Below are 14,035 nucleotides of genomic sequence, written 5' to 3' on the forward strand. Positions count from 1 at the left end.
AACCCCGGCGTGCCCCCTTGGCGGCGCGCAGGCTGTGACGGCGGCTGTGTGCCCTGATTCGTCTGGTTGCCCGATGCGGATGGCGTCAGCGGTGCGTATTGCACCGGCGGGCGCGGCGACTGAAGCGTGTTCTGCGCGAGCAGCATCACGGGCGTTTCGGTGCGGGGCGAAGACTGCGCGGGGACGACGGCGGCCGCCAGGGCAGCGGCGGTGAGCGCAATAGCGAGATGTCGGACAGGTTTGGGCATGGCGGACGAATGAGGTGTGTCGGATGAAGCAGACGGCGTGGTCGGCGTGGTCGGCGTGGACGGCGCTGGCGCCCCGGGCTGCGCCGCCGGTTGAGCGCCCAGCGTCCGGATGTAGGCGATGAGCGCCTTCAGATCGTCGTCGCTGAGTTCCAGTTTAGGCATGATAGGGGCGAAGCCCTTGGGCACGCGTGCCGTCGGGTTGCGGATGAATTCGGTGAGATAAGCGTCGTCGACGTGCGCGGAACTGCCATCCTGAAACGTCTCCGTCTTCCCGTAGAGCCCGTGCCAGGTCGGGCCGACGCCTGCCGAACCGTCCACCGAATGGCAACCGGCGCATCCTTTGGCTTGCGCCAGCAACTTACCCTTCGCGGCGAGCGGGTCCAGCGCGCCCGCCCCGGCGTGCTTCGTTTGCAGTGCAGCAAAGGTGGGGAGCTTGGCCACCCAGGCGTCGTAGGCGGGCTTGTCGTCCACGACCACCACACCGCGCATGTTGGCGTGACCCACGCCGCATAGCTGGGCGCAGAGGATGTCGAAGCGTCCGGTGCGGGTCGGTGTGAGCCACATCTGCGTGACCATGCCCGGGACCATGTTCATCCGCGTGCGAAACGGGGGAACGTAGAAGTCGTGAAGCACGTCTTTGGCGCGCAGCAGCAATTTCACCGGCTGGCCGACGAGCAGGTGCAGCTCGGGCGCGTCGACGATGCGATTGTCCTGATTCGCCGGATCCTTGGGGTTCAGACCTAGCGGATTGTCGGCGGTGACGTAGCTGGGATCCGACGTGCCGAGCCGCCCGTCCGGCCCCGGCAGACGGAAGCGCCACTGCCATTGCTGGCCGACGACTTCGACGACATGGGCGTCCTTTGGCGCGTCGATCAGCTTCGCGTAGACGAATAGTCCCGGCGCGAGCATCGCGACGATGCCGACCGTCGTAATGCCGATCAGCCAGAATTCGAGACGTCGGTTATGAGGTTGATACGCCGCACGGTGCCCGTCGCGATGGCGGTAGCGAAAAATCGCCCATGCAACGAAAAGATTGATGACGACGAAGGCTACGCCGGTGATCACCAGCGTAAGGGTGAGGGTGTCGTCCATCTGGTGCCAGTTCGACGCCAGCGGGGTCTGCCACCACGGACTCCAGAAATGAAACGCGAGCGCCGCAGCGACAACGACGATCAGGAGGATGGGCAGGGCCATGACATGCCTCGACGGCTCGCCGCACGGTCGCGCGCGGCGCACCTTCTCTAGGCTAGACGCTGGCTTCCCGGAGTCAAGTCAATTCTGACCACCCGACGCGATTGTCGGGTCTGCGCCGCTGCGGCGCATCAATCCATGAAAGCGGCTTGCATAAGCGGACGCCCTGCGCCCGCTTACAGCCTTACGACGCGCGGCCCTGCGCCTTGCCGAGCAGCGTTCTGGCGAGATCGCGATAACCGTCGAGCAGCGGGCGCACGCGTTGCGGGTCGTCCATATGCGGCAACGTTTCGTTCGCCCCCTGTTCGACGACGCGCTCGAACGCCGTCGTCATTTCGTCTGCCGTGTGCAGGCAGAGGCTCCGTCCGCAATACGTTTCGAGCAGACGGTCCACGTCGGAATTCTGGTGCAGCGAAACCGGATAGATCGGCTTGCCCAGTGCCATGTATTCGAAGATCTTGGTCGAGACCACGCCCTTGTTACCCGGCGCGAAATACGCCAGGAACATCAGCACGTCGGCGTTCTGCTGAATTGCGCGCGCCGTGTGGTGATTCACGTGCGGCACGAAGATCACGTCGTTGCCGCCGCCCAGTGCTTCCCACGCCGCCTGCACCGGTGCGCACGCGCCGACGAAGATCACCTGAAGACGATCGGCCGCCGCCGGGTTGCGCTCGCGCAACTGGCGGATGCCGCGCGTGAGCGAATCCAGATCGTAGAATCCGATCGGTGTGCTGCCCGTATAGACAGCCTTGATGCGGTTCGGATCGATGTCAGGATTCAGCGCACGCCAGTCGATCTCGCGCGGTGCCGACGGCTCGAAATAGTGCGTTGCGACATTGAACAGCGTGCCGACCTTCACACCGTAATTCGATTCGAATTCTTCGGCCAGTCCGTAGGACACCGTGGTCACGGCATCTGCGCGACGGAGCACCGCCCCTTCGATGGCACGCTTGATGCCACGGTTGCCGCCCAGCGAATCGTGTAGCGCCCAGGCGTCGCGCATATCGACCGACAACGTCACCTTCTGCGGAAACCGGCGCTTGAGCAAGGCCCCCACGACGGCCATCGAGAACGGTGGCGACGACGCCATGATGACCACGTTCCCCTGCGTCTCCCGCAGCAACTGCGCGCAGCGTCGATACAGCGCAATGACGTTGGGCAGATAGAGATCGATGAAGAACGTGTGCTTGATAAAGCGAATGATGTTGATGACCGTGCCTTCGCGCACCGACGCCTTGGCCACCGACACGTTCATCACGGCCTCGCGAAACGCTTCGATTTGCTCCGGCGAATCGAACGTCTTCTCCAGTACGCGATTCGCTCCCTGCACATTGAACACGCGCACCGGACAGTTCAGACCGGTGAAGACCTTGCTCCAACGTTCTTGCCGGAAACTACCGGCGCGCTGCCCTTCGAATTCGGAAGTCAGGAACCAGGTCTCGATGGGCTGGCTGGCGCTCGCTTGCGAGGGCATCGCGATAGAAGAAGTCATGAATAGGGTCTGAATGAAAAAATCGATCCGCGCGCTTAGTTGCGCCGCGTAAGCCTGTCGGCGACCGGCGCAACATGCACCACGTTGCCGCCGGACACAGCGGGCGTCGGCGCAGGAAGGCCCGGGCCGGTGATTTCGCACAAGTGGTCGCGAATCTTCTCGCCGTAATTGAAGCCGGACACACAGCGTCGCAGATAGTCGATGATGGCGGCGTGATCGCCTCGCTCGCAAGCGCGGCGCAATCCGCTGAGCAGCCCGTTGAGTTCGCTCAACGGGAAGAAGTGTTCGTTGGCCATCATGATCTTCTGATGTGCCGTGCCGGTCGTGTCATCGCCGATCAGCAATTCCTCGTAGAGCTTTTCACCGGCGCGCAGTCCGGTGAACTGGATCTCGATATCGCCGTGGGGATTGGCCACGTCGCGCACCGAAAAACCGCTCAGGTGAATCATGCGTCGTGCCAGATCGACGATGGTGACCGGCTCGCCCATGTCGAGCACGAAGACCTCGCCGCCGCGTCCCATCGCGCCCGCCTGAATGACCAGCTGCGCCGCTTCCGGGATCGTCATGAAGTAACGCGTGATGTCCGGATGCGTGACCGTCACCGGCCCACCATCGCGAATCTGGCGGCGGAACAACGGCACGACCGAGCCGGAAGACCCCAGCACGTTGCCGAATCGCACCATGCAGAAGCGGGTGCGACCGGTCGCCGCGGCCGAATGCGCCTGCAGGATGAGTTCGGCGCAGCGCTTCGACGCGCCCATCACATTGGTCGGACGCACCGCCTTATCGGTCGAAATGAGAACGAACGATTCGACGTCCGCTGCCAGTGCCGCGTTGACGGCAGCGAGCGTACCGAAGGTGTTGTTCAGCACGCCTTCGGTCAGATTGAATTCAACGAGCGGCACATGCTTGTATGCCGCAGCGTGATAGACCGTCTCGATGCCATAGCGTCGCATGATGTCGGTGAGACGCGTCTCGTTGGCCACCGAGCCAAGCACCGGAATCACCTGTGTCGTCGAGCGGCGCAGCGATGCCAGTCCCTGAAGCTCCTGATCGACCGAATACAGCGCGAATTCCGATTGCTCGTAAAGCACAAGGATTCTGGGCTGATGCAGGATGATCTGACGGCACAATTCCGAGCCGATCGATCCCCCCGCGCCGGTGACCATCACGGCCTTGCCACGAATGTTGGCTTGCAACAACGTCTGATCCGGCGGCACGGCGTCCCGGCCGAGCAGTTCGTCGATGCTGACTTCCCGGATATCGGAGAGCTGGACTTCACCGCCGACCAGATCCTCCATGCCGGGCACCACGCGAACTTCGACCTGCAGCTTTTCCAGCTTGCGGATGATCTCGTGCCGACGGCTGCGGCTGGCAGACGGAATCGCGAGCAGCACCTGTTCGACGTTGTAACGGGCAATCAGATGCGGCAACGCGTCGCTCAAGTGGACTTTCACGCCCAGGATTTCCAGCCCTTCCATGCGCTGTGCGTCGTCGATGAAAGCGACCGTACGGTACTGCGCGCCGGCGCGCAGTGCCATCGCCAACTGGCGACCGGCGCTGCCCGCGCCGTAAATGGCGACTCGCTGCGCATTCATGGCGCGCGATCCTTCGGCCTGCCGCAGGATCGCGCGTGCGATAAAGCGGCTGACACAAATATAGAAAACCGAAATGAACCAGTAGATGGCCAATGCGCCGCGCGGAATCGGTGCCAGTTGCAGCAACGTCAGCACGCCGACGAACAAGCCGATCGACAGCGTGACCCCAACGGTCACCATCAGCAGCGCACGCTCTTCGATATAGCGCACGACCGCCCGATACAACCCGATTCGGATAAAGATGGGAATCGCGGTGAGCGACGTCAGTAAATAGACCCACGGCGCATGAAGCTGTGGAAAATGCCACGCATCGAGACGAAGACCGATGGCAGTCCACAGGGAAAGCGGCAACAGGAAAGCATCGGCGGCCAGCATCACGGCGCCCTTCACCGAGCGAGGCATATCTGCGATGTATCGAATCATGACATTTCTTCCCGGCTGATCAGTGCGCTACACCTTCGCGAACCACGACTTTGAGGAAGGTCAGCACCAGAATTCGGAAGTCGAACACGAACGAACGGCGCTCCATGTACTCCACGTCGAACTGCACTTTGACGGGAATCGGCAAGTCGTCGCGACCATTGATCTGCGCCCAGCCGGTCAGGCCGGGACGCAGCACGTCCACGCCTCGCTCCGTGCGCAGTGCAATCAGGTCGTCCTGATTGAATAGCGCGGGGCGCGGTCCAACAAAGCTCATTTCCCCGGTCAGAATGCTCCAGAGCTGCGGCAGCTCGTCGAGACTCGTCTTGCGCAGGAAGCCACCCAGTGGCGTGATATGCGACTTCGAGTCCTTCAACAAGTGCGTAGCGACCGCCGGCGTATCGATGTACATCGTGCGGAACTTCGGCATCCGAAAAATCTTGTTCTTCCGACCCACGCGATCGGACCAGTACACAGCCGGCCCGCGCGACGTGACGCGCACAAGAATCGCTATGACCAGCATCGGCACCAGCAGGACAACGCCTGCCGACAACGCCAGAATAAAATCAAACGCACGCTTCATCGCTTCTTCCGAGGGGTAAGTCGACACGCCCGGGGGCGTCCCCGCTTACGTATCCTTGTTATTGTTTTGTCGAGTGCTGCCCGGCATACCACTCGCCGGTGCGGCGCAATCCCGCGCCCGACGTCACGGGCGCCTGCCAGCCCAGTTCGTTGCGCGCAAGAGACGCGTCGACGACCAGACTTCCGCACAATTTGCTGTACAACGCGCCCTTTCCTGCGAGCGTCGCCGCGCCCTGCAACAATGCTTGCGGCACCGGCAAAAGTCGCGCGGACCGGCCCATTCCCGACGCCAGCTCGCGCAATACCTCCGGCAACGCCAGCGGTTTGTCGTCGGCGATCACAAACGTCTTGCCAGCCGCACGTTCATCTTCGATGCACACACGCAGGAAATCGCAGAGATTGTCGACGCCGACATAGCTGCGCAACGCGGACACCGACCCAAGGGGCAGCGGCAGACCGGTCGCGACCAGCTTCAGAAGTCTCAGGAAATTGCCGGGACATCCCGGGCCGTAGACGAGCGGCGGACGGACCACGACGACGCCCATGGACGTCTCCCCCTCCAACCGCTTCAGACCCTGCTCCGCCTCCCACTTCGAGACGGCGTAATCCTCGCTCGGCTGCGGTGCGTCGCGCTCCGTGAACGGTCCGCGGGCATTGCCGAGCGCCCCATTCACGCCGATCGAGCTGACGAAGACAAAACGCTTTACGCCGGCTTCGCTCGCCTGACGCGCAAGGTTCAGCGTGCCGTCCGTGTTCGTGCGACGGAATTCCGTGAGCGGATCCTGCGCGGCATCCTGCAAGACGTGCGCGCGTGCGGCAAGATGCACGACCGCGTCGCAACCGCTCAGTGCCGCGCGCCAATCCGTGTTGCCATCGATGTCGCCCATTGCGACGGTGCCGTCGCGACCATCGCGCGAACCGACGACGACATCGAATCGACCTGTCGCACGCAGCGCCCGTACGAGCACCTGTCCGACAAATCCCGTCCCTCCCGTGACCAAAACTCTAATCATTGTTCTCTCATCTCGACACGTTCCTCATGAAACAAGGATCAATCTTCCAGTGTTTCGTCCATCCATCCCGCGATACTGTACTTTCGGTAAATTTCAGGAGCGCTGGCACGATACGGAGTCGTGAGAAAATCCGCAGGAATTTCCGGCCGGTGCCGGTCGATGCAGCAAACGTTGCTGGCATCGTAGAAATCATAATCTCGGATGCGCTGATTCGTTGTAACGAGTTTTTTCTGCGCGCCGAGCGTTTCCAGCGTACGGATCGTCAATCCCGTCTGGCTGGGGTGCTCGATGTCGAGAATGCCTAGCGAACGACGGAAAACCGACTGAACATCGCTTTTGGCGACGGGTGCGAAGCGGAAATCCGACTTCGGCGCCTGACGCATCGTGGCGTTAGTCACCCGATACGCCCAGTAGACCCAAGGTGCCTGGAGATACAGGTAGAAGAAGCAATTTGTCTTCGCCGGAACCGCCTGCTTTACGCGTGAGGCCACGGCCCAGCGATCCGTATGCGCTGTGCCGATAAAACTCAGATCATACTCGTGTGAATCGGATTCAACCGGTGTTTGCTCAAACCCCGACGAGAAAAACAATGGTCGGAAGACCATGCCATAGGTTTGCGCGGACTTGCGGTCGAACGAGAGGGTGCGGTCGAACAACGGCAAATTGGGCAGCACAGCCGCCCGATTGTCCATCGAATCCCACATGTAGAGCACGAATCGTGCGCCCGGATAAGCGGCGCGCAGGAATCGCAACATCTCCGGCGACAATGTCTGGCCGTTGACCACGAAGATGAGGTCGTAGTGCGTGCGCCCGAAGGTCTCGAGCGACTGCTTATAGAGACGGGTTGCCGCCCCGATGACCCAATCGCGCCGGAACCGCGTCACTGCGGTCATGAACGGCGTATCGAACGGGCGATCGGCGAGGACATCCACCTTGGCACCACGCCGTTCGAGTTCGGCGCGAATTTCCTGATCGTAGCCAAAGAACCGGGGAGCGATCAGTAGTGCTTGCTTGCCTTGCAGAGATTCAGACATTTTCAACGTCACGGGGAATGACAACCTTCGCCGGGACACCAACAGCAAGCGCGCCTTCGGGAACGGATTCCACCACCACGGCATTCGCGCCCACGCGCGCCCGGTGGCCAATACTGATACCGCCGAGCAACTTCGCTCCGGCGCCAACGATCACATCGTCGCCCAATACCGGGCGTGCGTCTTCCGAATACCCGATGTCGAGTTCCTTCGCACCGAGCGTCACGCCCTGGAAGATCGTGGCATTCTCACCGACCGATTTCGCACCGATGACCGTGCCCTGCGTATGCGGGAAAAACACGCCTTTCCCGATCGGGCAACGCGGTGAAATCTCGATGCCGAAGACCACGAAGTTAAGCAACGACACGATTTTCGCGAGCGGCCCCAAATGCCAGCTCTGTAACCGGAACGCGCAGCGGCACAGCAGCACCGGCGCGAAGCGCGGCGACAGCATGTGCAGCCAGAGGCCCGGGGACGCGTTGACGTGCGCACCGGTCATCAGGAACCGGTATCGCAGCAAATCCGCGCGCAAGTATTGCCTTAAGGAAAACGTTGTCGAAGGCATCGGGTTCGTCAACCCATCAACTTGCGTTCGACCAACTCCTTGTTGGCTTGCTCCAGCTTGTCTTCCGGCAACGGCTGCGTCTTCACCCATGCGGCGAATCGTGACAGTCCTTCGCTCAGCGACACCTGGGGCTTCACGCCAAGGCGTTCGTTCAGTCGCGAGACATCCGCAAAATTGTGACGAATGTCGCCAAGGCGGAACTGACCCGTGACCTTTACATCGGGCGTACCACCCAGTGCGACGGTCAGCTCGCGCGCGACCTCTTCCACGCTCGTGCCCACGCCGCTGCCGACGTTCAGCACATCGTTGGCCGGCGTTTCCGAGCGGATGCCCGCCACCAGTGCTTCGACCACATCGGCCACGTGCACGAAATCGCGCGTTTCCTTGCCGTCTTCGAAGATCGGGAGCTGCAGGCCACGGCGAATGCGCGTGGAGAAAATCGACAGAATGCCGGTATACGGGTTCTTCAGCGACTGCCCTTCGCCGTACACGTTTTGCAGACGGAAAATGGCGTAACCCAGACCCATCGAATCGCACGCGATACGCACCAGATCTTCCTGGGCGAACTTCGTCGCTGCATAGATGGATGCCGGGCGAACGGCGTCGCTCTCGGTCGTCGCGACTGCCACGAGCGGCACACCGCAATGCGGGCACAACGGCTCCCACTGGTGCGCACGCAGTTGATCGGCCAGACGTGCGCCCGGATAGACGTGCTCCGCGCCGCAACCGTCGCAGCGGTAGGCCCCTTCGCCGTACACCGAGCGGCTCGACGTGAGCACCACGCGTTGCACGCGACGCTCGGGCATGCGGCCCAGCACGTCGAACAGCAAGGCGGTGCCCATCGAATTGACTTCGCAGTAGCGCGCCACCTCGTACATCGACTGGCCCGTGCCGGTCTCGGCGGCCAGGTGGACGATGTGGTCGACGTCGACGAGCGCACGGCTCCAGTCGGCGGCAGACGTCACCGAACCACGAATGAACTCGACATCGCCCGACATCAGCCAGTCGACGCCGGTCGGCACTTCGCCGTGCACCTGCGCGGTCAGCGGATCGAGAATGCGAACCTGATAACCCAGTTCCAGCAAACGCCGCGACAAATGAGTACCGATGAAGCCAGCGCCGCCAGTGATAAGAATTCGTTGCATTTTCAAAGTTGAAATCAGAAAACTGTTGCCGCTATACGGTGCGATCAATTCGTTTCGACGGCTTAAGTCGCACGAATACGATGATCATCAAAAGAACGATGAAGCCGTTACTCAGCATTGTCCCGATCAATCCAGCAGTATACAGGCCAAGCGCGAAGAGGAGCCAGCATGCACCCGCAGCGACATCATGAGACCGCACCAATAACCGGAGAATGCAACCGGCCATCAACGAGAAGAAAACGACGCCCAAAATACCGAAATTTACATACGATTCGATAATAAAAACCGAATTCGCGGAACCGGTACCCGTCTCGTTTTGGCCCCATTGCAATGCAAAGACCAGTTGCTCGAAAGGAATACGCACCTGGCCGGTCAAGCCGGCAAGAAAACTGCTGGTTGCGCCGTCGAGCAGCGAACCGCTGAACTGCGTATCGAACAAGCGCAGACCGTCGGCCGCCGTCACCATGGGAATGACGATCGTTCGCCAGACCACATGCTCGAGCGGACTCGACGGAACGTAGTTGGGCGAGAAGAAACTGACAGTCGATGCCACCCCTGTCTCGCCTGCGCCTGAAACCACCGCCATGAAAAGCACCAGGCCGACCATGGCGAGCAACAGTACGCCTGGGCGAATTCGCGATCGGATATGTCCCGCGACGACCAGATAGAACAGCGGAATGAGCGCCTTGAGAAAGAACGCTTTTTCAAGAAAACTGATGGAATAGAAAAAGAAGAAGAACAGGCCCAGCCATCGCCCCCGCATGCGGCTAAGGAACATGCGTGCAAGGCAATAGGGAATCAATGCGCCGGTAAAAAGCGCATTGATGTAGACAAAACTCTGCTGCCATCCTTCGCGCGCTTTTAGAAAACGCTCGCGCAATTCCGCCAATGTCGCCGGATCTGCACCGGCAATGGCCGCCAAAATAGGAATGCGTTCGGCGGTCGCCCAGGCAAGCACGGCGAATAACGCAAAGGCAATCCATACCGGCCAGACGAATCCCTTCTCGCTCAACACCAGGCGTTTGCGGTGCGAAGAGACCAACGGATCGAAAATCGGCGTTATCGAACCCAGCGTAATGCACAGCGCCGAAATGATCGAAAGGAACGAGAGTTCGAGAAGATACGGGTAGTCGAAGAACAACAGGCTAACGACGAGCGGCACAAGACAATAGCCGATCACGATCATCAGCGGAAACACAATGCCCGACGACCGGATATCGACGATAGCTTCCAACGCTGTCCGGCGCCGTGACTTCGTTTGCTGACGGTCGTCGGAAGTGAGGGCACTCGCGCTAACGGGTTTAACCATAAGTTCCTATGTTTCGTGGACGCGCCAGCCAATAGCCCGCTGACGCTCTCTCCATTGAAATCCCACGTGAGGGGGCGCGGTCTGCATGATCCACAGGCCCATGCCGCCGGCCGCCGACGTGGAAGATCAAGCGGCCACGTCGAATGTCTTTGCCCACTTACCGGCGGAAATGGTTCGCCAGTAACGGAAATCAAACTTCTTCTCGCCACGCACCACGGCGTCGAAGCGATCGACGATGCCCGGCGAGACGTATCCCGGCAACCGTGCCACCGACTCCTCAAGCTCGCGCCGGAACATCTGCACGTACGCAGGGTCGCGCACCCATGCCGGCTCGGCGGTCACAAACCCCATCTTGTCGCGGCGATCCAGCACCGCGTCCGGGACCAGCCCGCGCATCGACTCGCGAAGCACACGCTTGGACACCCCGCCGCCGACCTTCTCGGCGTCGTCCATCGCCAGCGCGCATTCGACCACGCGATAGTCGAGGAATGGCACGCGAGCCTCAAGGGAGAACGCCATCGAGTTCCGGTCCTCCCAATGCAGCAGGCGCGGCAGGTTCGTGGACACCAGTTGGGCCACAGACAACTCCCGGACCGACGTGGTGCGCCCACCCACAACCTCATACGGGTTGCGCTCCAGCACGCGCCGTGCGCCCGGTGCCAGCCAATCCTGGTCACTGTAGGCACGACCATCGAACTTGCCGAGCAGGCTGACGAGTTTCGGGTACAGATACGCGGCAGTGTAGCCTATCGAACGAACGCCCGAGAATCCGATCTCCTGACGCATCGCAGCCGCCTCGCGCATCCACCCCGAGAGATTTCCGCTGCGCACGAGTCCTGCCAGATAGGCACCGAAGAATCCACGGTAGCCGCCAAAGATCTCGTCGGCGCCCTGGCCGTCGAGCATCACCACAATATCGTTACGGCTTGCCAGATCGAAAACGCACCATTGCGCGAAGATCGACGTCGAGCCGAAAGGCTCGTCCTGATGCCAGACCAGCTTGTCGACCTGATCGAACAGTCGCGAAGGCTCCGGCGTGACGAAATGCGCTTCCGTGCCCGCCGCCTCGATGACCGTGCGTGCGAATCGGGTCTCGTCGAAGGCGGCGTCGTTCGAGCCAGCCGTGAACGTCTTCAGTGCCGCCGTACTGCCGACCGCGCTCAGTCCCTTGCGCATCAGGCAAACAATGGCAGACGAATCCAATCCACCCGACAGGCAGGAGCCGACCGGCACATCGGCACGAAGGCGCAGCGACACGGCACTCGCCATCAGCTCCGGCAGCATGTCGACCGCCTCGCGCGACGAATAGCTCGCCGGCTTGACCTCGTACCAGCGCTCGATGTGCAGCGCCTGTGCACCGGCCTTGCCCGTCGGCGACTGCCAGTCCTTCAGGTTCAGCACCATGAAGCTTCCGGCCGGCAACTGACGGACGCCAGCGAACGTGGTGCGATCCGTATGGTCCGTGATGTCCCAGGCGAGGAAATCGAGCAACTGCGTCTCGTCTGCCCGGGCCTTCCAGCCGTCGGCCTGTGCAAGCACCTTGATCTCCGATGCGAAGGCAAACCGACCGCCTTCCACCGTGTAATAAAGCGGCTTCACGCCGAAGCGGTCACGGGCGAGGAACACCTCTTGCGTGCGCGCGTCGTAAATCGCCAGCGCCCACATGCCGTTGAACCGGCGCAGGCAGTCCTTACCCCATGCCATATAGGCGGCGAGAATGACCTCGGTATCCGATTCGGTCTCGAACCGGAAACCCTCGGCCTTCAGCTCTTCGCGCAACTCGATGTAGTTGTAGACCTCGCCGTTGTACGTGATCCAGTAGCGGTCGCCGTACATGCACGGCTGGTGGCCGCGCAGCGACAAGTCGACGATCGACAGGCGGCGATGACCGAACGCCAGTCCGCCCGCCGCACTGCGCCATTGCGGGTCGATACGCTCGCGCGGCGTGTACGCCAGATCGGCCTGCATGACGTGGTCGGGCGTATCCGCGCCACCGAAATGCACCTCGTGGCCGTCGGAAATCACCATGAAGCCCTCGTCGTCCGGCCCGCGGTGACGAATCGACTGGCTCATGCGAATGAGCTCGTGCCCGTTAAAGGGCTGCGACTGAAGTAAACCGAAGATCCCGCACATACTTATTTACGAAGAGCCCAAAGAATGATCTTGAGATAGATGCCGTAAAGTACCGCTTCGTGTACGGCATACGCAGTGGCGTACGAATTCAGGTCCAGATGCCTTGCCAGCCACGGCAAGATCGTGACGGCCGAACAGAAATACAGAATCTGCCAGGCCAGCGCCAGATCGAACCGGCGTAGCGAAATCAACACGGTACTGAGCGGCGACACACACGCCCGCACCGCCACAGCAAACGTGACCGCCACGACCAGCTCACGGTCGATCGTCCACTTCGGACCGAGAAAGAAGCGAAGGATGTCGGCCCCCGCGAACCACACGACCGGGAGCGCAACCACCAACCCCGCGCCCATGAGCATCATCAGACGGCTCACAAGATGTCGGATGGCGGGCTTGTCGTCGCGAATCTCAGCCGTGTGACGCAACATGATCTGGCCGAGACTGATGCTCGCCAGCATCATCGGCGCGCCGATCAGACGTTGAACCTGCGAATACACCCCGGTCGACGCGGTGCCGTAATGGGACACCACGATCCAGATGCACAGGCTGTATCCGACCACGTCGAGTACCGCCCCCGGCAGACTCAGCATCGGCAATTGCCGGTGTCTCGCCGCCGCTTCGCGCCAGGGCACCGCATCGGTGGCCGCTTTCGCGAAATATCGCCCGCTACGCCAGCCCGCGACAAGGAACGACAGCGCGTAGGCCCACAACACACCCACGGCCGGAATCGAGGCCAGCGCGATAAACACAATGCCCTGGCTGGCGCGCTGAATGCCCGCACCTCGATAGTCGCCCTGACGCAGCAAGTAGGCGTTCGTCGCCTGAAAGATCCCCACTGCCGCCACACACACGCCGATCAGCCAGGGGCGCTGCGCCATCGTGTCGAGCACCGCGCCCAAATGCCATGAACCGGGAAGCAACGCGAGACAAACGGTCACGACCACGGCAAGCAACAGACACGACATCACGGAGACCGACATCAGGCCGCGAATCTCGTCCTCGTTCGCGCCCGGAATCGCCATGTCGTAACGAAGGCACGCGAGCGCCATCGAAATATTGCCCACCGTGAGCAACACGGCCAGCGTGCCGAAATCGGCCGGCGAGTAGATACGCGACAACAGCGGCGTCGCCAGAACGATGGCACCTTGTCCGACCGCCGTTCCGATCGCAACGGCGCCTGCACTGCGAAACAATCGAGCTAGCAAAAACTCACCTTGATGAAGTCGCTTCGTCCCGGATGCGTTAACCCTCGGGACGCGCAATGCAATGAACGAAGCGGCATCGTCTGCCGGGGCATCCGCACGACAT

10 protein-coding genes and 1 pseudogene are annotated in these 14,035 nt (G+C 61.5%); all 11 read right to left on the reverse strand.

All coding sequences use genetic code 11. The features are described 5' to 3' along the window. Nucleotides 1-314: 314 nt before the first annotated feature. A pseudogene (locus NTU39_RS25655) lies at nucleotides 315-1,442 on the reverse strand (cytochrome c oxidase subunit II); the annotation flags it as partial. Between the two features lie 181 nt (nucleotides 1,443-1,623). Further along, nucleotides 1,624-2,931, reverse strand: coding sequence for a glycosyltransferase (locus NTU39_RS25660; protein WP_257958854.1), 1,308 nt, complete (start codon nucleotides 2,929-2,931; stop codon nucleotides 1,624-1,626). Between the two features lie 35 nt (nucleotides 2,932-2,966). Then, nucleotides 2,967-4,952: a polysaccharide biosynthesis protein gene (locus tag NTU39_RS25665; protein WP_150663590.1), complete on the reverse strand. Its 1,986-nt coding sequence runs from the start codon at nucleotides 4,950-4,952 to the stop codon at nucleotides 2,967-2,969. 19 nt (nucleotides 4,953-4,971) lie between these two features. Next, nucleotides 4,972-5,532 carry a sugar transferase gene (locus NTU39_RS25670; RefSeq protein ID WP_150663591.1) on the reverse strand — a complete coding sequence of 187 codons (561 nt, stop codon included), beginning with the start codon at nucleotides 5,530-5,532 and terminating at the stop codon, nucleotides 4,972-4,974. A 58-nt stretch (nucleotides 5,533-5,590) separates the two neighbouring features. Continuing rightward, entirely contained in the window at nucleotides 5,591-6,544 is a 954-nt protein-coding gene (locus NTU39_RS25675; RefSeq protein ID WP_150663592.1) for an NAD-dependent epimerase/dehydratase family protein, read from the reverse strand. 38 nt (nucleotides 6,545-6,582) lie between these two features. Continuing rightward, on the reverse strand, nucleotides 6,583-7,578 hold the full coding sequence (locus tag NTU39_RS25680) for a WaaS/CpsH family glycosyltransferase (RefSeq protein WP_150663593.1): 996 nt from the start codon (nucleotides 7,576-7,578) through the stop codon (nucleotides 6,583-6,585). Then, a complete protein-coding gene (locus NTU39_RS25685) occupies nucleotides 7,571-8,230 on the reverse strand; it encodes a serine O-acetyltransferase (protein WP_246184491.1) in 660 nt (219 codons plus the stop codon). Before NTU39_RS25685 ends, NTU39_RS25680 begins: the two co-directional genes overlap by 8 nt. Continuing rightward, nucleotides 8,149-9,285 carry an NAD-dependent epimerase/dehydratase family protein gene (locus NTU39_RS25690; RefSeq protein ID WP_150663594.1) on the reverse strand — a complete coding sequence of 379 codons (1,137 nt, stop codon included), beginning with the start codon at nucleotides 9,283-9,285 and terminating at the stop codon, nucleotides 8,149-8,151. The genes NTU39_RS25685 and NTU39_RS25690 overlap by 82 nt, the downstream gene beginning before the upstream one ends. 31 nt (nucleotides 9,286-9,316) lie before the next feature. Then, nucleotides 9,317-10,519: a hypothetical protein gene (locus tag NTU39_RS25695; RefSeq protein WP_257958855.1), complete on the reverse strand. Its 1,203-nt coding sequence runs from the start codon at nucleotides 10,517-10,519 to the stop codon at nucleotides 9,317-9,319. 201 nt (nucleotides 10,520-10,720) lie between these two features. Beyond that, a complete protein-coding gene (gene asnB / locus NTU39_RS25700; protein WP_246184492.1) occupies nucleotides 10,721-12,667 on the reverse strand; it encodes an asparagine synthase (glutamine-hydrolyzing) in 1,947 nt (648 codons plus the stop codon). A 62-nt stretch (nucleotides 12,668-12,729) separates the two neighbouring features. After that, nucleotides 12,730-13,932, reverse strand: coding sequence for a lipopolysaccharide biosynthesis protein (locus tag NTU39_RS25705; protein ID WP_174984452.1), 1,203 nt, complete (start codon nucleotides 13,930-13,932; stop codon nucleotides 12,730-12,732). Nucleotides 13,933-14,035: the final 103 nt, after the last annotated feature.

Source organism: Pandoraea commovens (genome assembly GCF_024704525.1).
GTDB lineage: Bacteria > Pseudomonadota > Gammaproteobacteria > Burkholderiales > Burkholderiaceae > Pandoraea > Pandoraea commovens.

Coding starts and splice junctions, on each gene's coding strand:
- NTU39_RS25660 (WP_257958854.1), bottom strand. CDS start 2,931: ATGACTTCTTCTATCGCGATGCCCTCGCAAGCGAGCGCCAGCCAGCCC.
- NTU39_RS25665 (WP_150663590.1), bottom strand. CDS start 4,952: ATGATTCGATACATCGCAGATATGCCTCGCTCGGTGAAGGGCGCCGTG.
- NTU39_RS25670 (WP_150663591.1), bottom strand. CDS start 5,532: ATGAAGCGTGCGTTTGATTTTATTCTGGCGTTGTCGGCAGGCGTTGTC.
- NTU39_RS25675 (WP_150663592.1), bottom strand. CDS start 6,544: ATGATTAGAGTTTTGGTCACGGGAGGGACGGGATTTGTCGGACAGGTG.
- NTU39_RS25680 (WP_150663593.1), bottom strand. CDS start 7,578: ATGTCTGAATCTCTGCAAGGCAAGCAAGCACTACTGATCGCTCCCCGG.
- NTU39_RS25685 (WP_246184491.1), bottom strand. CDS start 8,230: ATGGGTGAAGACGCAGCCGTTGCCGGAAGACAAGCTGGAGCAAGCCAA.
- NTU39_RS25690 (WP_150663594.1), bottom strand. CDS start 9,285: ATGCAACGAATTCTTATCACTGGCGGCGCTGGCTTCATCGGTACTCAT.
- asnB (WP_246184492.1), bottom strand. CDS start 12,667: ATGAGCCAGTCGATTCGTCACCGCGGGCCGGACGACGAGGGCTTCATG.